Origin of the sequence: Marinobacterium arenosum (assembly GCF_019795155.1) — a bacterium.
GTDB classification, from domain to species: Bacteria; Pseudomonadota; Gammaproteobacteria; order Pseudomonadales; family Balneatricaceae; genus Marinobacterium_C; species Marinobacterium_C arenosum.
The window spans coordinates 65,971-92,867 of record NZ_JAILYN010000014.1 but is presented as its reverse complement, the minus strand read 5'-3'; the positions used below and the strand labels follow the sequence as shown (position 1 = coordinate 92,867).

Sequence of the window (26,897 nt, the reverse complement as noted above, 5' to 3'; positions counted from 1 at the left end):
TAGGAGCCGGGGCCTCATCTACAGGGCAGTCTTTTCGACTTCGCAGCCCGCCTGGCTCACCGGCTCCTTGCGATGGGCGGTAGCTAATCACCCATCAACGAGAGATACAAGCAGCCCGCTCCGCGGGCGACATCTGCGGGCTTCGAAAGAACCTACGTAGGGCGCGGCTAAAGCCGCTCCATCAACAGGGACGAAACCTGCGTATCAGCCCGCTCCGCAGGCGTCATCCGCCGACCGTGCCAGCCCCGTCGCGGTCGGAGCCCGCTGCTACATAAGCCCTGCCGTAGCAGCCCGCTCCGCGGGCGACATCTGCGGGCTTCGAAAGAACCTACGTAGGGCGCGGCTAAAGCCGCTCCATCAACAGGGACGAAACCTGCGTATCAGCCCGCTCCGCAGGCGTCATCCGCCGACCGTGCCAGCCCCGTCGCGGTCGGAGCCCGCTGCTACATAAGCCCTGCCGTAGCAGCCCGCTCTGCGGGCGACATCTGCGGGCTTCGAAAGAACCTACGTAGGGCGCGGCTAAAGCCGCTCCATCAACAGGGACGAAACCTGCGTATCAGCCCGTTCCGCAGGTGTCATCCGCCGACCGTGCCAGCCCCGTCGCGGTCGGAGCCCGCTGCTACAGGGTGCCGTAGCTCATCGCAGCCTGCTTTGTTACTAGCAGGAGCCGTGGGCAACAGCAAATTTTGTTAACTGCGATCCGGTACCGGCTGGTGGTGCTGCCAGGCGTGGTAGTGGCTCAGGAAACGGTCCAGCAGCCGGTCCAGGTCGTTGGCGGCGCCGGGCTCGCCGGTCAGTTGCAGCAGTGCCGTAGCCACCTCGGCGGTACAGAGATGATCGGCATCCGGGTTGCGGCGCAGGGTATAGCGGCTGCGCTGTGGCGGGTCGAACGCCAGGATCGGTATGTCATCCAGCCAGGGGCTCTGGCGCAGCAGCTTTCGGACCTCTTTCCAGGTGCCGTCCGGCAGGATGAACAGCGCGGTTTTGCCCGCTGCCGGCGGTTGCCAGGGGTGGGCGCGTTCGGCCAGTTCAGGTCGGTCGGCCGGGAAGATCAGCCAGGGCTGGATATGCGGCTGCTTCAGCCGTTGCAGCAGCTCCGCCGGCGGCTGCTTGCGCGCCCACAGGTGCCAGCTGCTGTCCGGCAGCACCTGCCGGATTAAGCGGGCGGTATTGGAGGGGCGGGCCGGTTCGTTGGGATGCAGCAGCAGCGCCAAGCGGGCTTGGGTCTGGTGGGGGCGGGCCCAGCGACAGACGCAGTAGTCCGTCGCCAGCCCGCAGCCCGGGCAGTTCGCTTCACTCATCGGGTGGCTTACTTGTCGTACAGCCGTACCCGGAACGACAGCAGTGCATCGCCCTTGGCCGGCAGCTTGATCAGCCAGCGGGCGGAGCGGCCCCGGTTGTCGAACTTGTGGTTGCTGGTCTCGATCTGCCAACGACGTGGGAAATCGGCGATCAGCTCGATGCTGCTATCGCGGCCGGAGCGGTTGGAGATCCGCAGCTGCTGGCTGATCACATGGCCGTCATAGGTCTTCTCAAACTGGGTCTGCTGGCGGTCGATGCTGACATCGAATGCCTGGCCCAACTCCAGCCGTACCTTGTTATCCTCGGCGATGTGCGGCATGAAGCTGGCGCCGATGAACTGCTGCTGGCCCTGGGCGTCGGGACTGAACACCCGCACTTGGCCGGCCGGCATCGGGTCGCCCAGCTTGTTGGCCTTGTTATTGTCGAATTGCAGGATGGCGCCCGGTTTCAGCTGGCTGTCCGGTGCCAGCGGCTGCGGATAAACCAGGAACTGCAGCCGGTAGCGTTTTTCCAGGGTGAATTGGCGGGCGTTGATCAAGCTGACCTGCTTCTGCTGGTTGTTCAGCAGGGTCAGTGGCTTCGGCAGGGTATAGAGGTGGAAGTCCTGCAGGGCTTCGCGCGGCGCATTGCTGTCGGCGGCTTCCATCATTGCCATGCCGGCCAGCCGCTTCTGGGTGGGCTGGTAGGGCTGTGGCTGCGGTGCCTGAACCGAGCCAGCCAGCAGGCTGATGCGGGCATCCGGGAAGTGGCTGCCGGTGTAGTTGTTGAGCGTGGCCAAGCCGTTCAGGCTGGCCTGCTTGCCGTCGGCCGCCAGGTTCAATACGTAGTCCATCTGCCAGTTCAGGCCGCTGGTCAGGTAGTTGATATCGGCGCTCTGTGCTTTGTCGGTACCGCCGCTGCGGAAACTGATGCTGGGTTGGGCGCTGAGATTTTCCGGCAGTGCCGGGAAGATGAAGCGCCAGTTTGAGTTCAGCGAGATGCTCTCGACAAAACCGCCGCGGCTGATCAGTGCGCGATCGCGGTCCAGCGCCAGCAGCTTGACCTCCTGGGTGGTTTCACTGCCGGTGGCCGGGTTGGTGCGGGCCAGTTGCAGGGTCTTGCCGACATAGTGCTTCAGCAGGTTGTCATGGGTCAGCAGGTCGGCGGTGTGATTCTGCTCCAGAATGCTGCCGGCACCGCGAATCTGCAGGCTGTTGGGCTGCAGACGGGCGCTGACATCCTCGATCACCGCCAGCTGGTTCGGTTGTAGCGGCGGCAGCTGGCGGCTCTCGCGCACCAGACCGAGGTCCTGGTTATAGAGTGTCAGGCTGAGTGATTCGCGCTGGTCGGCGCCGATTTTCAGCGGTGCGGCCTGCAGGGCCAGGCTGGCGGGCAGCAGGCTGCAGAAGCACAGGGCGGTCAGGGTAGGGCGCATAAATTCAGTTCTCCGTCGTCCTTGGGTTAATGTCGAGCGCGACTCTGAAACCCCAGCTGTTGCGGCTGCCGCTGGCCGGGTTACGGTAGCGGCTGGACGGCCGCATCAGCCGGCCGATATCGAACCAGGAACCACCGCGCATGGCGCGCTCGCTGCAATCGCCGTTCTGCCAGGCGCTGCCGTCACGCGGCGTGGCGCTGTAGTTGTCGGCGTAACAGTCGGCGACCCACTCGTCGACGTTGCCGGCCATATCGTACAGCCCCCAGGGGTTCGGCTTCATCGAACCGACCGGCGCGCTCTGCTGGCCGTCCCAGCGGCTGCCACATTCGTCGCAGACCGCATAGCCCTGCAGTAGCTCGTCACCCCACCAGTAGCGGGTCTGACTGCCGGCCCGGGCGGCATACTCCCACTCGCTTTCGGTCGGCAGACGGTAGGGCTGGCCGGTCACCAGACCCAGCCAGCGGGCATAGGCCTGGGCATCGTGCCAGCTGACGTTGATCACCGGGCGGCGGCCGCGGCCCCAGCCCTCATCGTCAGGCAGCGGGCGGCCGCTATCCTTGGCGAACAGGTCGTACTCATCAAAGGTTACTTCATACCGCGACAGGCCGAACGCACGCTGAATGTGGATCCGGTGGGCCGGGCGCTCGTTGTCGTCGGCCTGGCGGCTGTCGTCGCCCTTGATGAATTCGCCGGCCGGGATCACCACCATCTCCGGGCCGTAGGTATCGCCGTCGATCTGATCGCGGAACAGGGTTTGGCTGTTGCGTTGCGGTTCGGCCAGGTCGCTGCTCTGCGGGTTGGTTTCCTTGGCCGCTTCGCGGGCCTCGGCCTGCTGGGCGATCTGTTGCTGCAATGCTTCGATGTTGGCTGCGTTATCCTGCTGTGCGGTCGGCTGAGTTGCGCTACCGGTGGTCGGCGCTGGCGGCGTCGAGCTTTGGCCGGCGAGTCGTTCGCGGGTGGAGTGGCGGTCCGCCAGCCAGTATTGGCCCAAGGCGAGAGCCAACAGAAAGCCGCAGATAAAGCCGCCGGCAAAGACCAGTGGCCGATTCAGTCGAGGCAGGTTTAGCCAACCCGGTAGACGGTATTTTTTTGTCGTCTGGCTGGTGTCGCTATGGTTGTCGCTAGCGGCTGGAGGGCTGCTGTCGGATAAGGCGGTGTTGCTCGTGGGATCCGCAGCCGCGTTGGGCTGCGCCTGATCGGCAGGCTCCTCAGCTTCCTCGACGAACAATGCCTGGATCAGCGCCGTGGCACTGAGCGGGCGGTTGTCTGGATTGGCCGACAGGGCGCGTTGCAGCGTCAGCCACTGGCGGTCGCTCAGATTGCGCGGTTGCTTATCGGGCATCCCCTGGCGTTGACCGTTATCATCCAGTCGAAACGGCAGCTCGCCGGTCAGTAGTTGGTAGGCGATGCAGGCCAGCGAGAACACGTCTGCGCTGGCACGGACATTGCCCGGATGGATCGCTTCCGGGGCCTGGTATTGCGGGTAGCTGAGCGGCTGGGGCAGGTTGTCGTTACAGCTGTCCAGGGTGGTACGCAGTCCTTGGCCGAGCAGCTTGATGCCGCTGCCGCGGTTGATGAATACCAGTTCCGGGCAAAGCGCGCCATGGGGACTGCCATGGCGCTTGTGCAGGAAGTCGAGCACGGTTGCCAGTTGCAGCAGCAGCCCCTTTAGTTGCCCCTGCTTCAGCTTGCGGGCATCGCCCTGTTCGATCAGCCGCTGCAGGCTGAGGCCGTCGAGGGGCTCGCAGGTGACTGCCAGCAGGCCGTTGCGCAACTGGAAGAAGCCCTGCAGGTCGGCCAGGTGCGGGTGCTTGACCCGCTTGGCATCGTTCAGCTGTCTCTTCAGGGTATTCAGGAAGCTGCTGTGGGCGACCAGCAGCGGGTCGACAAACAGCAGGCTGAGGGTGGTTCGGCTACCGGGCCCCAGGTCGCTGACCTTCCACAGCCGGCCCAGCGACAGCGAGGCGACCTCACTTTGCAGCTTGAAGTGACGTCCCGGGCCGAGCAGTAGCCCTTCTTTGAGAATGCTGGTGGGATTGTCCTGTGTCTGATCCATACAGCGGTCCGGTTACCTCACACGTCAGCTAACTCAGCTGATTAGGCGCTGGTATCCAGCGGCGGAAGGCTCTTGACCAGCTCGTCGACCGCTTTCATCTGCGCCAAATAGGGCTCCAGCTTGTCCAGTGGCAGCGCACAGGGGCCATCGCACTTGGCGACATTCGGGTCCGGGTGGGCTTCCAGGAACAGGCCGGCAATCCCCTGCGACAGGCCGGCGCGGGACAGCTGGGCCACCATCGCGCGGCGGCCATCGGCGGAATCGGCACGACCGCCCGGCATCTGCAGGGCGTGGGTGGCGTCGAACATCACCGGGTAGCCGAACTCTTTCATTACCGTGAAGCCGAGCATGTCGACCACCAGGTTGTTATAACCGAAGCTGGTGCCACGCTCGCAAAGGATCAGGCGGTCGTTACCGGCCTCGCGGCACTTGTGCAGGATATGCTTCATCTCCTGCGGCGCCAGGAACTGGGCTTTCTTGATGTTGATCGCGGCATCGGTCTGGGCCATCGCCTGCACCAGGTCGGTCTGGCGTGACAGGAAAGCCGGCAGTTGGATGATGTCGCACACCTCGGCGGTCGGCGCGGCCTGGTGCGGCTCGTGTACGTCGGTGATCAGCGGCACCTTGAAGGTGTTTTTCACCTCTTCGAGGATCTTCAGCCCCTCGTCCAGGCCCGGGCCGCGGAACGAGTTGAGTGAAGAGCGGTTGGCCTTGTCGAATGAGGCCTTGAACACATAAGGGATACCGAGCTTTTCGGTCACCTTGACGTAGTGCTCGGCGATGCTGAGCGCCAGGTCGCGCGATTCCAGCACGTTCATACCGCCGAACAACACCATCGGCTTATCGTTGGCGATCTCGAGGCCGCCAACCTGAACAACTTTCTGCTGCATAGCTATTCCATCGTAGTGGATTCTTGGTCGGCGCCATTATACGTCATCGGTCGGGAAATTGGCGGCATAACGGTCGATCCACTCAAGCGCCGCATCCTGTTCGGACAGATGGCGGTCGTACAGCTGGGCCATCTTCTGCTGGTACAGATAGATCCGGGCGCGCTGCTCCAGCATCCGCATACGCATGGCACTGTCCTGATTGGGAAAGGCGATGGCCAGTTCGTAATCGGAGTTGATCTTACGGCAGGAGTTGACGACGCCGATAAGGTCGGAGCTTTCGCTTTTGTCGATGAAAGGGAAGGCGATTCGGATCGAGCTGCCGTTCTCGAACCGGTGTGGGCTGTTGCAGATCAACCCCAGCTGCCGGGATTCACTGCGAGTTTCGTCATAGCTGTCGAAACTGCTCAGCTCAAGCGGAATTTCATCCGGGTGGCGGATGAAAACTTGCAGGCTGTCCATGACAACCTCCCTGAAAATTTCCTGGCCTTACTACATTAGACTCGGCCAATTCCGTAAAATCCTGAGCTTCTCCATGGATTTTATTCCATCTTGTAGCTTTAACTATATACAACAAACGGCGGGGAAACAGGATGGCTGCGGAAATTTCTCAGCAGGAACTTGACCGGTTGTCAGTGGACTGCCGGGCGTTGATGGAGGCGCGGCGCTCGCTGCTGTTGTCGACGTTGGCAGCCGACGGCATGCCTGAGCTCAGCTATGCCCCCTACCTGCGCGATGACGATGGCAGTTTCTATATCTATATCAGTCAGTTGGCGTCCCATACCCGGAACCTGCTGCAACACCCCAAGGCCGGCGTGCTGTTTATTCGCGAAGAGTCGGAAAGCCGCAATCTGTTCGCGCGTGAACGGTTGAGCTTTCGTTGCGAGGCTGTAGAGATCGATCGGCAAGGTGAGCACTACCGGGCGGTGCTGGCGCGAATGGCGCAATGCCATGGGTCGATGATCACCATGTTGCGCGAGCTGCCGGATTTCCGGCTGTTTCGGCTGGTGCCGCAGAGCGGTAGCTATGTGGTTGGCTTCGGGCGGGCGTTCGAGGTGGAGCCGGCGAGCGGCGCATTGAGGCATATCGATGCCGACCGGTTGCAGGCGCGCGCTGGCGCCTGACACCGATCGTCGATCGGAGGGGGCTAGATGCCGCCGCCGATCATCTCTACCACCACGTTTTTAGCCAGGAAAGCGGCCAACCCCAGCCCCAGAGCGAAGAACAGTACCGCTGTGCCCAGCTTGCCGGCATTCGACTTCTTGGCCAGGTCATAAATGATAAAAAACACGTAGCCCGCGAACAGGGTCAGGCCTATGTTCAACGCAATGCTTTCAATCTCTGCCAGGCGCATGGCGGTCTCCGGGTGGTCTTTTGAGTTGGCGCACATGCTAACGGAATTGCCCGGCAATGCAAACCTTGCCAACTGCCGGCTTGGGGATTGGTCGGGATTGCTGGCGATATGAATCGAACTGTTGTTTGAAAAAATAGCCTGATTAGTGTTTTATGCTTGGCTATTATTGGTTCTGTTGTTTGATTGGTTGATGGTGGTCAAGGTCGTTGCTGCCCAGCAGGGTACTATCAGCAAATCCTATTTCCCCGCAAGATATTGCTCCTCCAGAGGACGTGACGGAGTGCTGCCGGTGTTGATCGGTATGCTCGCGGACCGTCTGGAGGGGGCGTTTTTTTATTCCGCTGACCTGGGATTACCTCTTTGTCGCCCGTCGTGGCGAGCTGATCCGGCCGCTTATCTGGTCGAGGTTTCGAATATGTTCGACCAAGCAGTTTGCCGATGCTGGCGCTTTCCATGGGCGGCTGCCCGCATGGCGCCCGCTTCTGCTGCTGGTTCGCAGTTTTCAGGCGGCGAAAATGTCAGTGTTTTCTTCGATTTTGTCGCAACTCTTTAGAGCGAATCTGTCAGCTCTTACGGTGCTTAGGGGGGTTGCGGCGGGGCGGCGGTGGCGGAGCGGCTGGAGGGATTCGGCGTGCAGTGATTGTCAGTTCGCGGTCAGGGTTGGCAGTGGCCGATCATCGCCGGTTAGCCTGTTGAGCGTGCTCTGGTTTTTGCGGGGATTGCGAACGCGTAGCGGGGAAGGTAATTACCGTCCGTTTCCGTGTGATTGACGGGGCACGCAGCCTGCGAGAACAACGTGTTACGGGGTATAAGAGAGATGGTGGTGAGGGGTGGATTCGAACCACCGAAGCTCGCGCGTCAGATTTACAGTCTGATCCCTTTGGCCACTCGGGAACCTCACCAGCAGAGGGCGCGTATACTAAATATTTAGGTGGCCGCTGTAAAGGCCCGGTAACGGTTTTTTGATCTCGCTCAGCGCCGCGGGCGGCCCCTCAAACGGGCGTTAAATTTTTTTTTGCTGGCTGAATTTTGAACAGCTTTTTCGCAGCCCGCGTGCTGTCTCGCTTTGCGCGAAAATGCCCCCGCCGCCTACACTCAAGATAAGGCAAAATCAAGAGTTGAATTCGGGCGGTTGCTCACTATATTTAGTGCTCTTTAACAGGTCTTACACAATATGTTGTGGCTGGCTGAGGATTGGGTGCAGGTGCTGCCGGCCCTCGGATTCGATGCTGGTAAGCCGCTGATTCGGCATACCCGGCAGCGTTCGATCCAGGTTCGCTCCAGCCCGGTTACGACATATCTAGAGTGGGAAGCAGGATTCATTCGATGCAGCAAGATTTGATGGTTACCAAGCGGGATGGTCGACGAGAGCAGTTGGATCTGGAGAAGATCCATCGAGTAGTAATCTGGGCTGCAGATGGCCTGGATGCAGTTTCTCCGTCCGAGGTGGAACTGAAGGCCCACCTGCAGTTCTTCGACGGTATGAAGACTGCCGACATTCACGAGACACTGATCAAATCCGCCGCCGATCTGATCTCCGAGCAGGCGCCCGATTATCAATACCTGGCCGCGCGCCTGGCGATCTTCCACCTGCGCAAGCGTGCGTTCGGCAAGTTCGAGCCGCCGCGGCTGTACGATCATGTGGTACGCATGGTCGAAGACAAGCGCTACGATCAGCACCTGCTGAGCGATTACAGCGAAGCTGAGTGGGATCAGCTTAACAGCTACCTGGACCACAACCGCGATATGAACTTCTCCTACGCGGCGGTCAAGCAGTTGGAAGGCAAGTACCTGGTACAGAACCGGGTAACCGGCGAAGTGTTCGAAAGCCCGCAGATCCTCTATATGCTGGTGGCTGCCTGCCTGTTCTCCGGCTATCCGAAAGAGACCCGGTTGGGCTACGTAAAGCGTTTCTACGATGCCTGCTCAGAGTTCAAGCTGTCGCTGCCGACCCCGATCATGGCCGGCGTGCGGACACCGACCCGTCAGTTCAGCTCCTGCGTGCTGATCGAGTGTGGCGACAGCCTGGATTCGATCAACGCGACGGCATCGGCGATCGTCAAGTACGTCTCCCAGCGTGCCGGCATCGGTATCAATGCCGGTCGGATCCGTGCCATCGGCAGCCCGATCCGCAACGGCGAAGCGTTCCACACCGGTTGTATCCCGTTCTACAAGCACTTCCAGACCGCGGTCAAATCCTGCTCGCAGGGTGGTGTGCGGGGTGGTGCTGCGACATTGTTCTACCCGATCTGGCACCTGGAAGTTGAATCCTTGTTGGTGCTGAAGAACAACCGTGGCGTCGAAGAGAACCGGGTCCGTCATATCGACTACGGCGTGCAGATCAACAAGCTGATGTACACCCGGTTGATCAAGGGCGGCGATATCACCCTGTTCAGCCCGCACGAGGTGCCGGGGCTGTATGACGCCTTCTTCGCCGACCAGGATGAGTTCGAGCGGCTGTACCTGAAGTACGAGCAGGACGACAGCATCCGCAAGAAAACCATCAAGGCGGTCGAGCTGTTCGGCCTGCTGGCGGCGGAACGTGCCCAGACCGGCCGTATCTATATCCAGAACGTCGACCACTGCAACACCCACAGCCCGTTCGATCCGGCGGTGGCGCCGGTCAAGCAGTCCAACCTCTGCCTGGAGATCGCGCTGCCGACCAAGCCACTGAACGACGTCAACGACCCGGACGGCGAGATTGCGCTGTGCACCCTGTCCGCCTTCAACCTGGGGGCGCTGGAGAACCTGGACGAGCTGGAGAACCTGTCCGACCTGATCGTGCGGGCACTGGACAGCCTGCTGGACTACCAGGATTACCCGATCCCGGCGGCCAAACACGCCACCATGAACCGCCGTACCCTGGGTGTGGGCGTGACCAACTTCGCCTACTACCTGGCGAAGAACGGCGTCAAATATTCCGACGGCTCCGCCAACGGCCTGGTGCACCGTACCTTCGAGGCGATCCAGTACTACCTGCTGAAGGCCTCCAATGCGCTGGCCAAGGAGCTGGGTGCCTGCCCGAAATTCAACGAGACCACCTACGCCAAGGGGCTGCTGCCGATCGATACCTACAAGCGCGAGGTGGATGAGTTCTGCGAAGAGCCGCTGCACTATTTCTGGGAGACCCTGCGCGAGGATATCCGCGAGTTCGGCCTGCGCAACAGTACCCTGACTGCGCTGATGCCGTGCGAGACCTCCAGCCAGATCACCAACTCCACCAACGGTATCGAGCCGCCGCGCGGTTTCGTCTCCGTCAAGGCGAGCAAGGACGGTGTGATGAAGCAGGTGGTGCCGGAATACAGCGAGTTGAAAGATCAGTACGAGTTGTTGTGGGATATCCCGAACAACAACGGTTACCTGCAGTTGGTTGGTATCATGCAGAAGTTTGTCGATCAGGCGATTTCGGCCAACACTAACTATGACCCGTCCAAGTTCCCGGGCGAGAAGGTGCCGATGAAGCTGTTGCTGCAGGACCTGCTGTCCGCCTACAAGAATGGCGTCAAGACGCTCTATTATCACAACACCCGTGACGGTGCTAAAGACCAGCACGACGACATGGGATGTGAAGGCGGCGCCTGCAAGCTCTGATCCCCGGCTTGTATTCAATTGACCATTAACCGGCGCCTTCGCGACCCTTCGCGCAGGGCCGGTTTTTTACGTTGTATTTCAGGAACGAAGCGAAGCAATGCTCTACTCCACGTTCAGTTCAAGCGACCATGATGCCACCCTGGAGCCGATGTTTTTCGGCCGTAGCGTTAACGTTGCCCGCTATGACAAGCAGAAGTACCCGATCTTCGAGAAGCTGATCGAGAAGCAGCTGTCCTTTTTCTGGCGTCCGGAAGAGGTCGATCTGAGTACCGACCGCAAGGACTTCATGGCGATGCCGCCGCACGAGCAGCATATCTTTCTGAGCAACCTGAAGTACCAGACCCTGCTGGACTCGGTGCAGGGGCGTTCACCGAACGTGGCCTTCCTGCCGGTGGTGTCGCTGCCGGAGCTGGAAACCTGGTTCGAGACCTGGGCGTTCAGCGAGACCATCCATAGCCGCTCCTACACCCATATCATCCGCAACATCATCACCGAGCCGTCGCAGGTGTTCGATGAGATCGTCACCAACCCGATGATCATCAAGCGGGCCGAATCGGTGACCCGGCTGTACGACGAGTTCATCGAGCTGGTCAATATCTACACCATCCACGGCGCTGGTGAACATAACATCGGCGGCAAGCTGATGGATGTCAGCATGCGCAACCTGAAGCGCAAGCTGTACCTGACGCTGGTATCGGTCAACGTGCTGGAGGCGATCCGCTTCTACGTCAGCTTTGCCTGCTCGTTCGCATTCGCCGAGCGTGCGGTGATGGAGGGTAACGCCAAGATCATCAAGCTGATCGCCCGTGACGAGGCGCTGCACCTGACCGGTACCCAGCACATGCTGAACATCATGGCATCCGGTTCCGACGATCCGGAGCTCAAGGAGATCGCGCAGGAATGCCACGAGGAGGTGGTAAAGATCTTCGCCGAGGCCGCGCAGCAGGAGAAGGACTGGGCCCATTATCTGTTCAGCGAGGGCTCGATGATCGGCCTGAATGCCCAGATCCTGGGCGATTACGTCGAATACATCACCAATGTGCGGATGAAGGCGCTGGGGCTGCCGGAGTTGTTCCCGGCGCGGCAGAATCCGTTGCCCTGGATGAACTCCTGGCTGGTCAGCGACAACGTTCAGGTCGCGCCGCAGGAAGCGGAGATCAGCTCCTATCTGGTCGGCCAGATCGATAACGAGGTCGGTGAGGACGACTTCGACGGTTTCGATCTCTAACCGGCCGGCAACCCAGGAGAGCACTATGTCCGGTATCCCCCGTATCAAGGTGAATCACTACGATACATTCTTCTACCAGTACGAGTTCAGCCTGCTCGATGCGCTGGAGGCGCAGGAGATACCGGCGCCCTACAACTGCCGTGGTGGTTACTGCGGCATGTGCAAGGTGCGGCTGATCGATGGCGAGGTGGAGTACGTGCAGGACAGCCTGGTCGACCTGCAGGGCGACGAGATCCTGACCTGCTGTTGCAAGCCTAAAACCCATATCGAGATCGAGATACCGGAGGACTGAGCCCGTGGGGCTCCTCCGCTGATCCATCTGTCCGCCGGGGCAGGGGGAAAGCGCCGGCCTGCTCTATGACAGTCGCGAGTCAGCGGCTGGGGGTAACTCCGTTCTTGGTGCTGTTTTTAGCTCTTTTTTGCCATTTCAAGTCTTGACAGTGACTGTAATCCACAGCCTTCCGTCTTGTGCTCTGCAGATGAGAATTTTCTCATTCGAATCTATTCTGTCCGTATTGACATATTTAACTTATTGATTTTAAAGAGATAAATAGTTCTGTTTGTATTTTGGACAAATTGAGCTACTGCCCCGTATTTCGGGCGCTGGCGGCCACTGTCAAAACCTTATCCTCAGAGTTATCCACAGAATCTGTGTATAAGCTTGGTTCGGGGTAAACGTGTCTCGGTGCGATTCATACGAGGCTGCTGGTGAGCAACCACAAGGCCGGCAGGCGCCGGAAACAGCGCCCATCTCTAGCTTCCTTAAACCGCTGCGATAGGGCTTCAAGGGTTCGTCGCTGCGGGCTTCGTCTCGGTATCGCCGGTAAAGCCTTTTCGAAATTCGGATACCTCAATCCGGGAGTCGGGCCACGGTTAGTGGGCCAGGTAGCTGGCCAGTTGGTTCAGAACCAGTGGGTGGTTGAGCAGGCTGTATTCGGTACCGCGGAGCAGGTCGGCATGCAGTCGGTTGCAAAGTCCGCTGCCGCAGTCGACTGGCAGCAGGTGCAGATCGCCGGGGTCGTCATTCAGGCTGAACAACAGGTGGCGGACGCCGTTGCTGTCCAGATAGCCGACCGGGGTGAGGCTGTGCCAGTGTTGCATTTCACTGAGCAGCTCGGTGCCGTTCAGGTCCAGCTTTTGGAAACGTGGCAGGCCGTTGTCGGCACGGCGCATCCGGCTGAATGGAAAGCTTAGTTGGGCGGCGAACGGGGTTTGCAGTTGGTGCTGCATCAAAGCCACCACCTGGGGATGGTCCGTGCGAAGCTTCCGTCGGGGCAAGCTGTGGGCCTGTTTAATCAACTGGCTGATTACCTGCAGGGCGGGCCGATCCGGTTTTGGTGCAATCCCATCGGCCGATATCAGAATCCGCTGGGGGCGGCTGAACAGCTTCAGGTTGAGCCACAGGTTGATGGCTGGCTGTTGCTGGCTGTCGGTATCGGTGATGCTGAACAGCTTGTAGCTTTGGGTAACCTCGGCGACCTTTGGGTCGTCCAGCCGGTTGCCGCCCTGCTGGCTGGCCAGCTGATGCTGAACCCACTTCAGCAGGTTGATCTGATCCGAACTCAGCTTGATCTCGAACTGCCGGTCCACCAGGCAGTCGTATTTGCTGCGACAGATCACCGGCATCTGGCGGGCGATCTTGCGCCGGCCGCTTAACGGCGACAGTACAGTGTAGAGTTCGAAACGGCCCCAGCGCAGCCGGTCGGTGATATGCACCTCGGGCGCTGGCCGGTTGTATTTGTCCAGCTGATGATTGAGTTGATCGATAATGGCGCTGGTGGAGACCGGCAGGGCGTGTGGCGGACGCAAATGGCGGTTGTTCAGCTTGGATAGTTTTCCGTTCTCGCCGTAATAATCGTATTCGGCTTCCAGAATGATGTCGGGCAGTTGTCCGTTGTCCGGGCCCAGCTCGTATAGCTCCGCGTTCGCGTTGCCGCTTAGCAATAGCCCCAATAGCATCCAGAGGGAAGTCGGATAGATGGTGCGGATCAGCAGGAACATCCTTTTCCTAACTAACGTTTGTTTGAATCTTGCAGTGTGTCTGGCAAAACCCCGGTTTGATATCCGGTTGATCAAGTTACAGAACGTTTGTTCCTTGATCTGTATCAAGTGTATTGAATCTCTTGAATATTCAACGGCTAAAAGCGACTTCCCGGCTTGCATCGCGAGCAGGGTAGCACCCTATTATGGCCGAACTTGTCCCGTTGTGGGTTAAAAAATGTATTGATATAGGCAATAAGTTATTAATACGTCTGTTTGAATGCTGGTCGCTGGTGTACAGTAGGCGGAGCCTCGGGGCGGCTTCAGAGCCATTTAAGCGGGGCCATTTGGCTGCTGTCCCCTTTCTCCAACCGTTGCTGTAAGAAAAGTTTATGAAGCTGAGAATCAATGCCGAGTCACTGCCGCGTTACCAATCGTTCGGTATGGTGGCGATCGTGATGGTGCTGATTCTCAGCGTCACCAGTTTTTTCCTCTACCGCTTCCAGGTCGACAGCGAACAACGCCTGCAGGATCTGCAGACGGAAGTGGTCAAGCAGCAAAAGGCGCAGTTGCAGTCCGAGGTGGCGGCCACCCTCGACTACATCAACTACATGCGTTCCCGTGCCGAGGAGGTTCTGCAGCAGAAGGCGCAGGAGCATGTCGACCACGCGGTAACCATCGCACAGGGCATCTACCGGCAGAACCAGGGCGTCCGCAACGATGCGGATATCAAACGGATGATCGTCGAATCCCTGCGCGACGTCCGTTTCTTCAATGGCCGCGGTTATATCTTTATCGACGATATGGCGGGCAACTGCGTATTGCTGCCGACCGCGCCGCAGTTGGAAGGGACCTCGCTGTTCGAGAATCGTGACGATACCGGCCGGCCGATCATGCAGTTGCTGATCGACGCGGTTTCCAATCCGGCAGGCAACGGTTTCGCACGTTATCGCTGGTATGCCCCGGGTAATGACAGCCAGATGCGCGACAAGATCGCCTATGCCCGTTATTTTGAACCTTACGACTGGCTGATCGGTGCCGGCGACTATGTCTTCCGGATCGAGAACGATCTCAAGGCCGAGGTGCTGCGCCGTGTCGGCCAGCTGCGCTTTGGTGAGAATGGCTACTACGCGGTACTGCATAAGAATGGCCGGGTGCTGTCCAATCCCAACGCACCAGCGTCGGTCGGTCGGCACTTTAGCGAGATCGAAAACCCGGCCGAGGCGTCGCTGGTGGAGCGATTGATCGAGAAGGCGGGGCAGGGCGGCGGATTTGTCGAATATGATTGGTACCGGCCGGATAGCGGACTGAGCAGCCACAAGATGTCGTTGGTTCAGCCTGTACCGGGTTGGGACTGGATTCTGGTCGCCGGTATCTATCCGGAGGATATCAACCGTCTGCTGGCACAACAGACCCGTGAACTGAACCAGCGGCTGCAGGATGACAACAGCATGCTGGTGTTGGCGCTGCTGGTGTCGGCGGTGATTACCCTGTCGGCTACGCTGCTGTTTTCACGCTGGCTGCGGACCCTGTTCGAACGCTATCAGCATAATATCGACCAGCAGCAGGAGGCGTTGCGGGCCAATGCCCGCGATCTGGAGGTTGCCGCCCGGGTATTCGAGACCGCCACCGAAGGGATCGTGGTAACCAGTCCTGACAACCGGATTGTTGCGGTCAATACGGCCTTCAGCGACATCACGGGTTACAGCGAGGCTGAAGCGCTGGGACGTGACCCCTCCTTTATGTCATCCGGTAACCACAGTGCCGAATTCTACGATGAGCTTTGGCAGACCCTGGCGGCGGAGGGGCGCTGGCAGGGCGAGATCGTCAATCGCCGCAAGGACGGCACGCTGTTTCCCGAGTGGCTGTCGATATCGGCCTGTTATGACACTCAGGGGCGGGTGGTGAACTACATCGCCACCCTGGCGGATATGACCGAGCGTCGACGTGCCGAGGAGCGCTTGCAGTACCTGGCCGACTACGATCCGTTGACCGACCTGCCCAACCGCCACCTGCTGAGCCAGCGGGTAACCCAGGCGTTGGCGTCGGCTCAGCGTTACGGCGGCCAACTGTCGTTGATCTCCATCGATCTGGACCGCTTCAAGAACATCAATGATTCGCTCGGCCACGGTGTCGGCGACCAGATACTGCAGCAGATCGCCGACCGGCTGCGGCAGGCGGTGCGCGAGAATGACGTGGTGGCCCGGCTGGGCGGTGACGAGTTCGCGGTGCTGATGGCCGACCAGGACTCACCGACTGCGGTGGCGAACCTTGTCAACCAGCTGATCGCCACCATTGCCGAACCGCTGGCTGGCGTTGGGGGGGAGTTGGTCATTACCCCCAGTGTCGGCATCACGATCTACCCGGAAGATGGCAGTGACTTCGAAACCCTGTTGCGCAATGCGGATACCGCGCTCTATCACGCCAAGGAGCAGGGACGTAACAATTTCCAGTTCTTCGCTTCGGAGATGAATACCCGGGTATCGGAGCGGCTGACTCTGGAGGCGGCGCTGCGCCAGGCGCTGAACCGGCAGGAGTTCGAGCTGTTCTATCAACCGCAATACAGTTGCGACGATTCACAACCGCAGGGTTGCGAGGCACTGATCCGCTGGCGGCATCCGGAGTTGGGGTTGGTCAGTCCGGCCGACTTTATCCCGTTGGCGGAGGAGGTCGGGCTGATCCTGCCGATCGGCTACTGGGTACTGGATAGCGCCTGTCAGCAGGGCGCCGACTGGTTGGCCGCCGGTTACCGGCCGATTACCATTGCGGTGAACGTCTCGGCCAGCCAGTTCCGTACCGACCTGGTCGGCTCGGTACGTCGCGCACTGGATAAAACCGGCTTCCCGGCGGAATTGCTGGTGCTGGAGGTAACCGAGAGCATCCTGATGGACGATGTCCAGAATACCGCCCGGACTCTGGCCCAGGTGCGTCAGATGGGCGTCAAGGTGGCGCTGGATGATTTCGGCACCGGCTACTCGAGTTTGTCCTATTTGAAGACTTTTCCGCTCGATAAGCTGAAGATCGACCGAAGCTTTATCGCCGGCTTGCCGGGCGACCAGGAGGATGGGGCACTGACCCGTTCGATCATCGAAATCGCCCGCCATCTGAAATTGAAAACCATCGCCGAAGGGATCGAGACGCCTGAGCAGCGGGATTTCCTTTGGCAGGCCGGTTGCGACCAGCTACAGGGCTACCTCTATGCCCGGCCAGTGCCGGCGGCGGAGATGGGGGCGCAGCTTGAGCAGGCGAACCCGGTTGAACCCGGTTGAAGCGCTGACAACCGGCGAATCCGGGATTGATGCCCCGGCTGCTCACCCTGGGGGGGCGGGGACGCTGATGTGGCTAGCCCGCTGGTGCGGAGTCGGCGCTATCCTGTTTGACGCCCTGCTTGGCCGGCAGGGTGCGGACGAACGCGAGGCAGAGTTCTACCCACTCCTGTAGCTGCTGGTCGCTCTCGTAGCCGGCCGGATCAACGTAGACGAAGCCCTTAAGCGGTTTGCCGGTAAAATCCATCGGCCGGGCGTTGCGGATTTTCAGGGCCTTGGCGTATCGTTCGGGGCCGACCCGGGCGACCAGGGTATCGTTCACCACCCCGCAGAACATATTGCCGGACAGCATGAACGCCAGGCCGCCGAACATGTTTTTCTCACTCAGTTCAGCTTGTTCGGCCAATAGTTCACGCAGCCGCTGCGCCAGCCCCTGATCGTATGCCATCCCGCCCTCCATCCGTCGTTGTCGCCATGGCTTGACCCGTAAGTATGATAGCTGCTTATTTCGATCCCGTTGCGAAACCGTGGCAGCAACTGTTCGACGGCTACCGGATTCGGTTACACTCGCCAGGAGCCGGCGGCAGAGGCCGCTGTCAACGAGCAGACATTTGGGGGTGACGGTGAAGTTCAATGGGCCCGATTTTCGTTGTGAAGACAAGGTATCGATCTGGGTTTCGCAGACCCCCTATGCACTGATTCCCGACAGCTATTTCGAAGAGGATTTTCGCTGCAAGGGCGGGGCTCCGGTCAATGAGTGGGCCGGCAACTACGGTTTCGGTTTCTACGATGGCGAGCGGCTGGCGACCAACGGCGTGATGGAGGGGAGCGTTTCGCTACAGCATTGTGCCGGCGAGTGCTCCTTCTCCAGCTCCTTTGTCGAAGAGCTGCTGGCGCAGGCCCGCACACAACAGCTGGAGCAGATCACTTGGTTGATTCTGCTGTACGATTTCGCCTACGACCCACAACAGACCGGTGTCACTGAGGACGCCTATACCCGTTTTGTCGGCGTGTTCGATTATAACGACGAGGCGGACGGCCTTTATTGATTTTTTGGCCGGCCTGTAGAGTGCCAAACACAGAAATTCAGGTTCTTCGCGGGTTAGCGGCAAACATCTACATCAGATGAACAAACGCCGCGTGGCCACAAAAAACCTGTCCACCCGACAAGGCTTAGGCGTTGCCGGTGGGGGAGTGCGGGAGTGTCTGCGGCCGGCCGCAGGTTGCGTATGGCGGGCGCTGCGCAACAACTAAAAAAGCCACCTGAGCGGTGGCTTTTCGGTGTTTCAATTCGGCGTTCAGTCGTCGCGGCTGGTGACTTCCAGCAGGTGGTAGCCGAACTGAGTTTTGACCGGGCCCTGTACTTCGTTGACCGGGGCGCTGAACACCACCTGGTCGAAAGCCGGTACCATCTGGCCGCGGCCGAAGCTGCCCAGGTCGCCGCCCTGGGCGCCGGACGGGCACTGGGAGTGCTGTTTGGCCAGTTCGGCAAAATCGGCGCCGGCGGCGATCTGCTCTTTCAATGCCTGGCATTCGGCCTCGGTGGCGACCAGGATATGTCGTGCGGTTGCGCGTGCCATAGGTTTCTCCTTTGCTTACGGATCAGTGCTGATGACCGCCAATGCCGTGGGCGTGGCCGTGGGCGATCTCTTCGTCGCTGGCGTCGCGTACGGCGACGATCTCTACATCATAGGTCAGGGTCTTGCCGGCCAACGGATGGTTGGTGTCGATGGTGACCATGAACTTGCTGGCCTTGATCACGGTGACCTGACGGGCACCCTGATCGGTCTGGACCATTGCGACCATGCCGGGCTGCCACTGGCGGGCACCTTTGGGCAGGCCCTGCAGGTGTTTGATCGGCACCCGTTGCTGGCGGCCCTCTTCGCGCTCGCCATAGCTGTCGGCCGGTGCCAGGGTAATGCTGAAGCTGTCACCCACCGCCTTGCCGGTCATCGCCGCTTCCAGCGCCGGAATCATGTTGTTGTGGCCATGCAGGTACGCCATCGGCTCGCCGTCACGGCTGGTTTCGATCGGGTTGCCATCGGCGTCGTTCAGGCTGTAGTGAAATTGAATGACCTTGTCGTCGGCGATTACTGTCATCGTCTGTCCTGTCTGGAGTGGCTGCCCGGTGATGGGCTAAAGGGCGAAGTATTGGCGTTGCCGCGGCAATTGGCAAGAGGCGGTGATATAGGGACGACCCCTGTGGCTAATTGCCGCGCCTTTTAACGGCTATCAACAATCGGTATCAGCGCTTTCATTACATTTTAAACAGTGCGGCGGTAGACTCAAAATAGAGGTGGACAGGCGCGTCCACTACGCTATTCACAGGGTTGGAAACGGTGGCACGACAGCGATGATTGAAAATTCAAACGACCTGGGGGTCATAACCGTTGTACTGGAACGGCTGAGCAAGCAACGTCTGCCGCGGGCAATACATCTGAAGGAAAAGGTGGACCGGGGCGAGCGGTTGAACGATTTCGACATCGCCTTTCTGGAACAGGTGATCAGTGATAGCCGGCGCAGTCAACTGATCGTCGAGCGTTACCCGCAATACCAGCCGCTGTTGGCGCAGGTGATCAACCTGTACAAGGAGATCATCGACAAGGCGGTCGAGAATGAACAGGACCCGGGCGGTCGATAAACAGTGGCCGAAGGCTGATAGATAAAGCCGGGCAGCGGCGGCTCGGCAAAGACACCGCGCACTGCCCGGAGAGCGCCCGCTTACACCACGAAGTGGCTCAAGGCGTCGTTCTGGCGTTTGACGTGGCTCAGCTGATCGTTGATCTGGTTATTGGTGCCGTCGGCCCGCTGCGATACCTGGCTGCAGATATCTTTGATCTTCATCGCGTTGCGATTGATCTCTTCACAGACCAGGCTCTGCTCTTCCGATGCCGAAGCGATCTGCACGTTCATCTCGGTAATCTTGTGCATCGCCTGCTTGATCTGATCGAATGAGTCGACCAGCCGCTGGGCGCGCTCGACCGCACCGACCACCACTTCCTTGCTGCTGTTCATGGTGTCCACCGCCGAACGGGTACCCTGCTGCAGCTGCTCGATCATCTGGCGGATCTCCTTGGTCGACTCGGTGGTCCGGTGGGCCAGGGTACGGACCTCGTCGGCCACCACGGCGAAGCCGCGGCCCTGTTCACCGGCACGGGCCGCTTCGATCGCCGCGTTCAGTGCCAGCAGGTTGGTCTGGTCGGCAATGTCGTTGATTACGGCGAGGATTGACTCGATATTCTCCGAAGCCGTTTCCAGGTTCACCACCACGTTGACCGCTTCGTCGACATGCTCCGACAGGTGGCTGATCGCCTCGGTGGTGTGGGCCAGCGAATCGCCCCCTTCGGTGACGGAATGCTCCGCCGAACGGACGCCTTCCGCCGCTTGTTGGGCGTTGCCGGCGATCTGGGTGGCGCTGGCGACCATCTCGTTCATCGCAGCCGCCAGCATCTCAAGCTCGTTCAGCTGGTTGGACATGTCCTGGCTGGAGGCCAGGGCGCCTTCGGAGGAGCGCTCGGTGGAGTGCTTGATCTCCTGGCCGGCATGCTTAACTTCGTTGATCAGACCGCGCAGCTTGTCGGTAAAGCTGTTGAAGTGCTCGGCCAGGATGGCGAATTCGGGATCGCTGTCGGTGCTCAGGCGGCGGGTCAGGTCGCCGTCGCCGGATGCGACATCCTTCAGCGCATGCTCCAGCTCATGCAGCGGACGCATCAGTTTTTTCAGGATCAGCATCAACGCGATGATGCTGACCGCGATGGCGCCCAGTGCGATCAGCAACGCATCCAGGTTCAACTCGTCGACCAGGGCGAAGGTCTTGCCACGGTCCAGCGCTACGCCGACATACCAGGGCATCCCCTCAACCTGTTTGAAGAATATCTGGTAGTCCTTGCCGTCGAGCTCCAGTTGCTGTTCCCGGTCGCTGACTTGCAGGCCCGGCAGGTACTGGTCCATCGGCTTGCCATTGAACTTGGCCTGCGGGTGGGAGATGGTGGTGCCGTCGGCTGAGACCATGAAGGCGTAGCCGGCATCCATCAGCTTGAAGCTGTTGATCACCTTGGCCAGCCCGACCAGGCTGACATCGAAGAAGGTGGCGCCGACGAAGCGGCCGTCATGCATCACCGGCGCGGCTACCGAGATCAGGATCTCGCCGGTGCCGGCATCGGCGTAGGGGGCCGTGATATCGGTGGTGCCGCTGTTGCGGGCCAGCGAATACCAACCGCGCTTACGCGGATCCCAGCTGGCGGGGCGGGCCCAACTGGGGTCGCTGATCACCGCGCTGCCGTCTTTCTCAAAGCCGACGCCGATCATCAGGAAATTTCGGCTCAACTCATTCTGGCGGATGATCCGGCCCATCTCTTCCAGGTCTCGGGTCTGGGAGAGCATGCCGGTCACCAGGGTGGCCTGGCTTTTATAGCTGTCCAGCTGTGCCTTGACGGTGCCGGCGATGCCGGAAGTGATCTCGTCGACGCTGCCGCTGATCTGCTCGGTTACCGAGCCGGTCAGGCGGATGTTCTGGTTGACCATGCTGATGCCGAATGTCAGCACGATCAGCAGTGAAACGGAGAGAACGATTTTATGGCTGAATTTCATCTGGGGCGCCTTTACCTTGAAGTCTCGGGTTGAGTCTTAACAGTGTGGCCAGCTTCACGCCGGGAAAATCGGGCCATATAGGGGAGCGCTGTGGCTGTTTGGTATCCGCTGGCGCTCTTTGGGGTCGTTGTTGTCATGGTTCTAGTTATCTTTATCTTTTTGATCGTCTGTCATGGGCGTCCACTGCAGGGCGCGACGCCCGAATGTGCTGTCTGTACCGGCGCTCTGGCAGCCAGTTGCCGGTTTGGCGGCCTATCATAGCTTTCGACCAAAGTTGAATAAAGCCGTCGATCGGAGGAATTATGACGAATTTGTGACGCCTCTCTCTGGCGTTGGTGAGCGTTTGTTTAATTAAATCGGCGGTGGTCATCAATCGCAGTCACACGAGCCCGGCACCGGCCGTCATCTCAGCCGAAATTGCCGTGTAATAAAGGAGGGTTTCGGGTCAGCGGGGGCTTATAAGGTTGTGTTTTTTCGGTGGAACTGGTATCAAGGCGCGCCTCATACCAAAGTTCCATGATTCTGGCGGCGACTTTGGTGCATCTGTTCCGATTTTCCGTTTCACCGTGAGGCACATCTTGACTCAACGTTTGACAGGCGCCGATATCCTCGGACTCGGCTTTATGACTTTTGCGTTCTTTCTGGGCGCGGGCAACATCATCTTTCCCCCCCTGGCCGGTATGCTGGCCGGCGAACAGGTCAGCCCGGCGATGGCCGGTTTCCTGACCACCGCGGTTGGCCTGCCGTTGCTGGGCTTGTTCGCTGTTGCCAAGGCCGGCGGCGGTATTCCGGCCATGACCTGGGCGCTGCCCGCCTGGATCGGGGTACTGATCTCGGTAGCGATCTTCATCATCATCGGCCCGCTGATCGCGGCGCCGCGTACCGCCCTGGTGGCGTTCGAACTGGGCGTCGACCCCTTCATGCAGGACAGCGGCAACGGCCAGTTGTACTACTCGATCAGCTTTTTCCTGCTGGCCGCCGGGCTGTCGCTCTATCCCGGCAAGTTGATGGACTCGATCGGCAAGGTGCTGACGCCGCTGCTGATCCTGTTGCTGCTGGTGCTCGCCGCATCGGTGCTGTTCGGTGAGCCGGGGACGACCGCGCCGACCAGCGAACGCTATGCTGGCGGCGCCTATGTGCAGGGCTTCCTGGAAGGCTACAACACCATGGATGCGCTGGCGTCGATCATGTTCGGCATGCTGATCATCGACCTGCTGAAAAAGAAAGGGATCGACCAACCGGGCGATCAGTACCGCTACTTGGTGATCGCGGCCTTGATTGCCGCGGCCGGCCTGGCGGTGGTTTACATTTCGCTGTTCCTGCTCGGCGCCGGTAATGCCGAGCTGGTCCCGGCCGCGGAGAATGGCGGCCAGATTCTCAGCGCCTATGTTGAGCAGCGCTTCGGCTTTGCCGGCCTGTTGATCCTGGCGGCGGTCATTATGCTGGCCTGCCTGACCACTGCAGTTGGTCTGCTCAGCGCCTGCTCCGATTACTTCGCCAGCCTGACCGACCAGGTCGGTTACAGCCAGTTCGTCGTGTTGAATGCGGTCGCCTGCGTGCTGGTGGCCAACCTGGACCTGAGCGAGCTGATCAGCCTGAGTATCCCGCTACTGGTGGCGGTCTACCCGATCGCGATAGCGCTGATCCTGTTCAGCCTGTTTGCCGGCCAGATGGCCTACCCACGCCAGGCGCTGCTGCTGGTGCTGCTGGTGTCGGCCGGTTTCGGCCTGCTGGAAGGGTATAAAGCGACGGGTGGTTCGTTGGAGGCGCTGGCGTTCCTGCCGCTGTTCGAGGTCGGTCTGGCCTGGTTGGCACCGACCCTGGCGGTGCTGCTGCTGTTCATGGTGCTGAACTGGCTGAGCCCGAAAACGGCGCCGGCGACCTGATCGTTCCTGCCAAGGGCCGGTGTTACCGGCCCTTTGTATTCCTCTTTTTGCCCTACTTCTGTTTCGATTCCAGAATAAACCGTTCCAGCTGCTTATCGATGCCCAATACATGGCGTTTGAGCCACTCCCTGAGGAACATCGACAGTGAGTGGCGCAGGGCTTCGTCGTAGGTATGATGCTGCTCCAGCATGGTGTTCAGCTCGCGGCGGAATTTGTTGTGGGCGGCGATATGCTCATCCATGCCGGGATACTCCAGCTGGCGCATATAGGCTTCTTCCAGCGCGAAGTGGTGTTCGGCGTAGTCGGTCAGTTTCTCGAACACACTGGCGTCGATCTCCTGCGCCCTGAGCTGATCGATCAACTCAAACAGTACCCGGTGCTGGGTATCCTGCCAGATCAGTTCGCTGGTTTTCTGCATCGGCTCGGTCCCTTGTTATATCTCTAATCAAGCTATGGTCGGACACAGCGCGTAGCCGTATTCTGAACAGTATAGTCAGGGTGCCGGCTGGCTCTTTGCGGGGTCAAGCGCGAGGCGGCCCGAGGCCGGCTATAGCTGACCGGGATCAACGGAATCGGTAGTGGCAGGAGGAGGGGCATCTTCCGCTGCAGGCCGCCGCGGAAGATGCGTGCTAGCGGCTCAGAGTATCTTGGAGAGGAACTGCTTGAGGCGGGGGTGGGGCGGATTGTCGAAGAACTTGTCCGGCTTTTCGTCAACCAGCAGGGCGCCCTCCTCCATGAACAGAACCCGGTCGGCCACTTCGCGGGCGAAGCCCATCTCGTGGGTCACCACCACCATGGTCATCCCTTCGGTGGCCAGCCCCTTCATCACGTCGAGCACCTCGCCGACCATCTCCGGGTCCAGCGCCGAGGTCGGCTCGTCGAACAGCATGATATTGGGCCGCATCGCCAGCGCCCGGGCGATCGCCACACGCTGCTGCTGGCCACCGGACAACTGGGACGGGTAGTTGTTCATCCGCTCGGCCAGGCCGACCTTGTACATCAGCTCCTTGGCGTGTTCGCGCACCTCATCGGGCTTGCGGTTGGCGACCTTCAGCGGCGCCAGCATCACGTTCTCCAACGCGGTCTTGTGCGGGAACAGGTTGAAGCTCTGGAACACCATGCCGACATCTTCGCGCAGCTTGTTGATATTGGTGCCGCGGGCGTACATGTCCATGCCGTCGATCAGGATCGAACCGCTGTCGATCTCCTCCAACTGGTTAAGGGTACGCAGGAAGGTCGATTTGCCGGAGCCGGACGGGCCGACGATCACCACCACCTCGCCACGTTTGACGCGGGCGGAAACCGATTTCAGCGCATGTACGCCGCCGGGGTAGAACTTGTCCACGCGGGTGGCGACGATCATATCCTCATTTCGATTAGTCACTGGCAGCTAACCTCTTCTCCAGACGTTGAATACCCCACGACAGCGAGCTGGTCAGCAGCAGATAGAGCAGCGCCACGGTGAACCAGACCTCGAACGGTGCAAAACTGCCGCTGACCACCTCGCGACCGGCCTTGGTCAGGTCGGTAATGGAGATCACCGAGACCAGCGAGGAATCCTTGATCAGGTTGATGAACTGGCCGGCCATTGGCGGCAGGGTGCGCTTGAAGGCCTGCGGCAGGATTACGTAAACCATCGCCTTCGGATAGCTCATACCCAGCGAGCGGGCAGCCTCCATCTGGCCGACCGGAATCGACTGGATGCCGGAGCGGATGATCTCGGCGACATAGGCGCCGGTGAATACCGACAACGCCACCACGCCGGCGGTAAAACGTTCCAGCTCCAGCACCGTGCCGATGAAGAAATAGACGATGAAGATCTGTACCAGCAGCGGGGTACCGCGAATGATCTCTATATAGAAGATCGCCAGCTTACGGGCGGCCGGGTTGGCGGAGATCCGCATCAGGCCGACAATCAGGCCGAGGATCAACGCGAAGACCAGCGAGTAGACCGATATCTCGATGGTGACGATCAGGCCTTCGAGTATGGGCCCGATCTGCCACTGTTCCAGCTGGGCGACGGTATCTCCTTCGAACACCAGATCGCCGTCGCTCACCAGCAGCTGGCTGTATTTCTTGATGACCAGCGGCTCGCTGCCGTCATCCATGACCACGGTGACCTGCTTGCCGCTGGGGGCGATCTCTATAGTGCCGTCGCGCGGCGCGGTGATGTTTTGCGGTTCGGTGTTGACGACGTAGGGTAGTAGCCGTTCCCAGCGCCAGGTGTAATCGATCTTCTTACCCGACAGGTAAACCGCAAATCCCATGGCGATAATGGCTGCGACGAAGACCGCATTCCATAGCCAGACTTTCTGCTTTGCGTGCATAGGAGAGTAAGCCTTGGGTGGATAAAACAGGGAAATACAGCCGCGAAGCCCCGCCGGGGCGGGGCTTCGCAAAAGCCATCGGCTTTCAGGCTGTAAGTGCGCGCCGGAGCGCGCGAGGGATTACTGAATCTTGCTCAGCCAGGCGTCGGACTTGAACCACTTGTCGTACAGGCGGTCGTAGCTGCCGTCACCTTTCACCTGGCGCAGGAAGTTGTTCAGGAAGTTCAGGAAGTCCGGATCGCCCTTGCGGATCGCCCAGCCCAGCGGTTCGTAGGTGAACGGCTGTTCGATATGGCTGACCTGGCCCTTGTTCTGGCTGGCGTACAGGGCGTTGAACGGCAGGTCGTAGACGAAGGCATCCGCCTTGCCGTTGGCGACTTCCAGTACCGCATCGGCCTGGGTCTCGAACAGGCTGATGTTGGCTTTGCCGATCAGTCGCTTGACCGCCTGCTCGCCGGTGGTACCCAGCTTGGTGGCGACGGTGTATTTGCTGTCGTTCAGATCGCGGTAGCTCTTGATCTCGCCTTCCAGGCCCGGACGCAGCAGGATGGTCTGGCCGATCACTACGTACGGGTCAGCGAAGTTAACTTTCAGGTTGCGCTGAGCGGTAATGGTCATGCCGCCCATGATGATATCGCACTTGCCGGTCAGCAGGGTCGGGATAATGCCGTCCCAGGCGGTGTTGACCGGGGTAAATTTAACCCCCATCGCCTTGGCGACCTGCTTGGCCAGATCGATATCGAAGCCGATAAAGCCGCCGTTTTTAGCTTTCATTTCAAACGGGATATAACCGGCGTCGAAGCAGACTTTAATTTCGCCACTGGACAGAATGCTGTTGATGACGGATTCGTCGGCGGTGGAGTTGCTGAATGCAAACGTGGAGCTGAGCAGCGCAACCGTGGCAACTGCGGTTTTGAACAGTTTTTTCATCTACAAGGGCCTTAACATTATTATTGTATCGAGAGGGGAGCCCTAATCGACGCGATGCCGATTATTCGCCGATCGGATTGAGTGGG

Annotated in this window: 24 protein-coding genes and 1 tRNA gene; 9 read left to right on the top strand and 16 right to left on the bottom strand. The window is 59.9% G+C overall.

Features of this window, described 5'->3' with window-relative positions; genetic code table 11:
* Positions 1-689 precede the first annotated feature (689 nt).
* The 5 genes from K6T12_RS08640 to K6T12_RS08620 are packed head-to-tail and all read right to left on the bottom strand — an operon-like array spanning position 690 to position 6,121.
* On the bottom strand, positions 690-1,301 hold the full coding sequence (locus K6T12_RS08640; RefSeq protein WP_222221466.1) for a tRNA-uridine aminocarboxypropyltransferase: 612 nt from the start codon (positions 1,299-1,301) through the stop codon (positions 690-692).
* 8 nt (positions 1,302-1,309) lie between these two features.
* Positions 1,310-2,716: a DUF4139 domain-containing protein gene (locus tag K6T12_RS08635; protein ID WP_222221464.1), complete on the bottom strand. Its 1,407-nt coding sequence runs from the start codon at positions 2,714-2,716 to the stop codon at positions 1,310-1,312.
* Positions 2,717-2,720: 4 nt separating this feature from the next.
* Positions 2,721-4,772 carry an SUMF1/EgtB/PvdO family nonheme iron enzyme gene (locus K6T12_RS08630; protein ID WP_222221462.1) on the bottom strand — a complete coding sequence of 684 codons (2,052 nt, stop codon included), beginning with the start codon at positions 4,770-4,772 and terminating at the stop codon, positions 2,721-2,723.
* Between the two features lie 41 nt (positions 4,773-4,813).
* Positions 4,814-5,662: a 3-deoxy-8-phosphooctulonate synthase gene (gene kdsA, locus K6T12_RS08625; protein ID WP_222221460.1), complete on the bottom strand. Its 849-nt coding sequence runs from the start codon at positions 5,660-5,662 to the stop codon at positions 4,814-4,816.
* Between the two features lie 36 nt (positions 5,663-5,698).
* Positions 5,699-6,121, bottom strand: coding sequence for a hypothetical protein (locus K6T12_RS08620; protein WP_222221458.1), 423 nt, complete (start codon positions 6,119-6,121; stop codon positions 5,699-5,701).
* Between the two features lie 131 nt (positions 6,122-6,252).
* Between K6T12_RS08620 and K6T12_RS08615 the strand changes: the two genes are divergently transcribed.
* A complete protein-coding gene (locus K6T12_RS08615) occupies positions 6,253-6,783 on the top strand; it encodes a HugZ family pyridoxamine 5'-phosphate oxidase (RefSeq protein ID WP_222221456.1) in 531 nt (176 codons plus the stop codon).
* 23 nt (positions 6,784-6,806) lie between these two features.
* Here K6T12_RS08615 and K6T12_RS08610 read toward each other — a convergent pair whose 3' ends face one another.
* Entirely contained in the window at positions 6,807-7,013 is a 207-nt protein-coding gene (locus tag K6T12_RS08610; protein WP_222221454.1) for a DUF2788 domain-containing protein, read from the bottom strand.
* 145 nt (positions 7,014-7,158) lie between these two features.
* Here K6T12_RS08610 and K6T12_RS08605 point away from each other — a divergent pair, with 145 nt between their 5' ends.
* Complete coding sequence (locus tag K6T12_RS08605) at positions 7,159-7,566, top strand: hypothetical protein (protein ID WP_222221452.1); 408 nt, start codon at positions 7,159-7,161, stop codon at positions 7,564-7,566.
* A 265-nt stretch (positions 7,567-7,831) separates the two neighbouring features.
* Here K6T12_RS08605 and K6T12_RS08600 read toward each other — a convergent pair.
* Positions 7,832-7,915, bottom strand: a tRNA-Tyr gene (locus K6T12_RS08600).
* Between the two features lie 424 nt (positions 7,916-8,339).
* Between K6T12_RS08600 and nrdA the strand changes: the two genes are divergently transcribed.
* The 3 genes from nrdA to yfaE all read left to right on the top strand — a co-directional run bounded on the left by nrdA (position 8,340) and on the right by yfaE (position 12,124).
* Complete coding sequence (gene nrdA, locus K6T12_RS08595; protein ID WP_222221450.1) at positions 8,340-10,604, top strand: class 1a ribonucleoside-diphosphate reductase subunit alpha; 2,265 nt, start codon at positions 8,340-8,342, stop codon at positions 10,602-10,604.
* A gap of 97 nt (positions 10,605-10,701) precedes the next feature.
* On the top strand, positions 10,702-11,832 hold the full coding sequence (gene nrdB / locus K6T12_RS08590; protein WP_222221448.1) for a class Ia ribonucleoside-diphosphate reductase subunit beta: 1,131 nt from the start codon (positions 10,702-10,704) through the stop codon (positions 11,830-11,832).
* 25 nt (positions 11,833-11,857) lie between these two features.
* Positions 11,858-12,124: a class I ribonucleotide reductase maintenance protein YfaE gene (yfaE, locus tag K6T12_RS08585; RefSeq protein ID WP_222221446.1), complete on the top strand. Its 267-nt coding sequence runs from the start codon at positions 11,858-11,860 to the stop codon at positions 12,122-12,124.
* 581 nt (positions 12,125-12,705) lie between these two features.
* Here the strand turns inward: yfaE and K6T12_RS08580 are convergent.
* Entirely contained in the window at positions 12,706-13,833 is a 1,128-nt protein-coding gene (locus K6T12_RS08580; RefSeq protein ID WP_222221444.1) for a hypothetical protein, read from the bottom strand.
* A gap of 371 nt (positions 13,834-14,204) precedes the next feature.
* Here K6T12_RS08580 and K6T12_RS08575 point away from each other — a divergent pair, with 371 nt between their 5' ends.
* On the top strand, positions 14,205-17,081 hold the full coding sequence (locus tag K6T12_RS08575) for a bifunctional diguanylate cyclase/phosphodiesterase (RefSeq protein WP_222221442.1): 2,877 nt from the start codon (positions 14,205-14,207) through the stop codon (positions 17,079-17,081).
* A gap of 73 nt (positions 17,082-17,154) precedes the next feature.
* Here the strand turns inward: K6T12_RS08575 and K6T12_RS08570 are convergent, their stop codons facing one another.
* Positions 17,155-17,526: a TfoX/Sxy family protein gene (locus K6T12_RS08570; protein ID WP_222221440.1), complete on the bottom strand. Its 372-nt coding sequence runs from the start codon at positions 17,524-17,526 to the stop codon at positions 17,155-17,157.
* Positions 17,527-17,701: 175 nt separating this feature from the next.
* Here K6T12_RS08570 and K6T12_RS08565 point away from each other — a divergent pair, with 175 nt between their 5' ends.
* Complete coding sequence (locus K6T12_RS08565) at positions 17,702-18,127, top strand: immunity 22 family protein (RefSeq protein WP_222221438.1); 426 nt, start codon at positions 17,702-17,704, stop codon at positions 18,125-18,127.
* 249 nt (positions 18,128-18,376) lie between these two features.
* Here K6T12_RS08565 and K6T12_RS08560 read toward each other — a convergent pair whose 3' ends face one another.
* On the bottom strand, positions 18,377-18,658 hold the full coding sequence (locus K6T12_RS08560) for a peptidylprolyl isomerase (RefSeq protein WP_222221436.1): 282 nt from the start codon (positions 18,656-18,658) through the stop codon (positions 18,377-18,379).
* Between the two features lie 22 nt (positions 18,659-18,680).
* The gene (locus tag K6T12_RS08555; RefSeq protein ID WP_222221434.1) at positions 18,681-19,178 is read right to left on the bottom strand and encodes an FKBP-type peptidyl-prolyl cis-trans isomerase; all 498 of its coding nucleotides are present in this window, start codon (positions 19,176-19,178) and stop codon (positions 18,681-18,683) included.
* 253 nt (positions 19,179-19,431) lie between these two features.
* On the opposite strand from K6T12_RS08555, the gene K6T12_RS08550 reads away from it, so the two are divergent.
* A complete protein-coding gene (locus K6T12_RS08550) occupies positions 19,432-19,719 on the top strand; it encodes a hypothetical protein (RefSeq protein WP_222221432.1) in 288 nt (95 codons plus the stop codon).
* A gap of 80 nt (positions 19,720-19,799) precedes the next feature.
* Here K6T12_RS08550 and K6T12_RS08545 read toward each other — a convergent pair whose 3' ends face one another.
* Entirely contained in the window at positions 19,800-21,668 is a 1,869-nt protein-coding gene (locus K6T12_RS08545; protein ID WP_222221430.1) for a methyl-accepting chemotaxis protein, read from the bottom strand.
* 566 nt (positions 21,669-22,234) lie between these two features.
* Between K6T12_RS08545 and brnQ the strand changes: the two genes are divergently transcribed.
* Positions 22,235-23,554 carry a branched-chain amino acid transport system II carrier protein gene (brnQ, locus tag K6T12_RS08540; protein ID WP_315853583.1) on the top strand — a complete coding sequence of 440 codons (1,320 nt, stop codon included), beginning with the start codon at positions 22,235-22,237 and terminating at the stop codon, positions 23,552-23,554.
* A 52-nt stretch (positions 23,555-23,606) separates the two neighbouring features.
* Here brnQ and K6T12_RS08535 read toward each other — a convergent pair whose 3' ends face one another.
* From K6T12_RS08535 to K6T12_RS08520, 4 genes are all read right to left on the bottom strand, one after another.
* Positions 23,607-23,972 (bottom strand): bacteriohemerythrin, encoded by a 366-nt coding sequence (locus tag K6T12_RS08535; protein WP_222221427.1) that lies wholly within the window; start codon positions 23,970-23,972, stop codon positions 23,607-23,609.
* 219 nt (positions 23,973-24,191) lie between these two features.
* Positions 24,192-24,938: an amino acid ABC transporter ATP-binding protein gene (locus K6T12_RS08530; protein ID WP_315853582.1), complete on the bottom strand. Its 747-nt coding sequence runs from the start codon at positions 24,936-24,938 to the stop codon at positions 24,192-24,194.
* On the bottom strand, positions 24,931-25,881 hold the full coding sequence (locus K6T12_RS08525) for an amino acid ABC transporter permease (RefSeq protein WP_222221425.1): 951 nt from the start codon (positions 25,879-25,881) through the stop codon (positions 24,931-24,933). The genes K6T12_RS08530 and K6T12_RS08525 overlap by 8 nt, the downstream gene beginning before the upstream one ends.
* A gap of 120 nt (positions 25,882-26,001) precedes the next feature.
* On the bottom strand, positions 26,002-26,811 hold the full coding sequence (locus tag K6T12_RS08520; protein ID WP_222221423.1) for a transporter substrate-binding domain-containing protein: 810 nt from the start codon (positions 26,809-26,811) through the stop codon (positions 26,002-26,004).
* Positions 26,812-26,897 lie beyond the last annotated feature (86 nt).

What these genes read in the sequence shown, in the direction of transcription:
- K6T12_RS08635 (WP_222221464.1), bottom strand. Translation starts at nt 2,716, where the DNA reads ATGCGCCCTACCCTGACCGCCCTGTGCTTCTGCAGCCTGCTGCCCGCC.
- K6T12_RS08620 (WP_222221458.1), bottom strand. Translation starts at nt 6,121, where the DNA reads ATGGACAGCCTGCAAGTTTTCATCCGCCACCCGGATGAAATTCCGCTT.
- K6T12_RS08525 (WP_222221425.1), bottom strand. Translation starts at nt 25,881, where the DNA reads ATGCACGCAAAGCAGAAAGTCTGGCTATGGAATGCGGTCTTCGTCGCA.
- K6T12_RS08535 (WP_222221427.1), bottom strand. Translation starts at nt 23,972, where the DNA reads ATGCAGAAAACCAGCGAACTGATCTGGCAGGATACCCAGCACCGGGTA.
- nrdB (WP_222221448.1), top strand. Translation starts at nt 10,702, where the DNA reads ATGCTCTACTCCACGTTCAGTTCAAGCGACCATGATGCCACCCTGGAG.
- K6T12_RS08640 (WP_222221466.1), bottom strand. Translation starts at nt 1,301, where the DNA reads ATGAGTGAAGCGAACTGCCCGGGCTGCGGGCTGGCGACGGACTACTGC.
- K6T12_RS08630 (WP_222221462.1), bottom strand. Translation starts at nt 4,772, where the DNA reads ATGGATCAGACACAGGACAATCCCACCAGCATTCTCAAAGAAGGGCTA.
- K6T12_RS08580 (WP_222221444.1), bottom strand. Translation starts at nt 13,833, where the DNA reads ATGTTCCTGCTGATCCGCACCATCTATCCGACTTCCCTCTGGATGCTA.
- kdsA (WP_222221460.1), bottom strand. Translation starts at nt 5,662, where the DNA reads ATGCAGCAGAAAGTTGTTCAGGTTGGCGGCCTCGAGATCGCCAACGAT.
- K6T12_RS08610 (WP_222221454.1), bottom strand. Translation starts at nt 7,013, where the DNA reads ATGCGCCTGGCAGAGATTGAAAGCATTGCGTTGAACATAGGCCTGACC.
- K6T12_RS08550 (WP_222221432.1), top strand. Translation starts at nt 19,432, where the DNA reads ATGATTGAAAATTCAAACGACCTGGGGGTCATAACCGTTGTACTGGAA.
- yfaE (WP_222221446.1), top strand. Translation starts at nt 11,858, where the DNA reads ATGTCCGGTATCCCCCGTATCAAGGTGAATCACTACGATACATTCTTC.
- K6T12_RS08560 (WP_222221436.1), bottom strand. Translation starts at nt 18,658, where the DNA reads ATGGCACGCGCAACCGCACGACATATCCTGGTCGCCACCGAGGCCGAA.
- K6T12_RS08575 (WP_222221442.1), top strand. Translation starts at nt 14,205, where the DNA reads ATGAAGCTGAGAATCAATGCCGAGTCACTGCCGCGTTACCAATCGTTC.
- K6T12_RS08520 (WP_222221423.1), bottom strand. Translation starts at nt 26,811, where the DNA reads ATGAAAAAACTGTTCAAAACCGCAGTTGCCACGGTTGCGCTGCTCAGC.
- K6T12_RS08555 (WP_222221434.1), bottom strand. Translation starts at nt 19,178, where the DNA reads ATGACAGTAATCGCCGACGACAAGGTCATTCAATTTCACTACAGCCTG.
- K6T12_RS08570 (WP_222221440.1), bottom strand. Translation starts at nt 17,526, where the DNA reads ATGGCATACGATCAGGGGCTGGCGCAGCGGCTGCGTGAACTATTGGCC.
- K6T12_RS08615 (WP_222221456.1), top strand. Translation starts at nt 6,253, where the DNA reads ATGGCTGCGGAAATTTCTCAGCAGGAACTTGACCGGTTGTCAGTGGAC.
- nrdA (WP_222221450.1), top strand. Translation starts at nt 8,340, where the DNA reads ATGCAGCAAGATTTGATGGTTACCAAGCGGGATGGTCGACGAGAGCAG.
- K6T12_RS08545 (WP_222221430.1), bottom strand. Translation starts at nt 21,668, where the DNA reads ATGAAATTCAGCCATAAAATCGTTCTCTCCGTTTCACTGCTGATCGTG.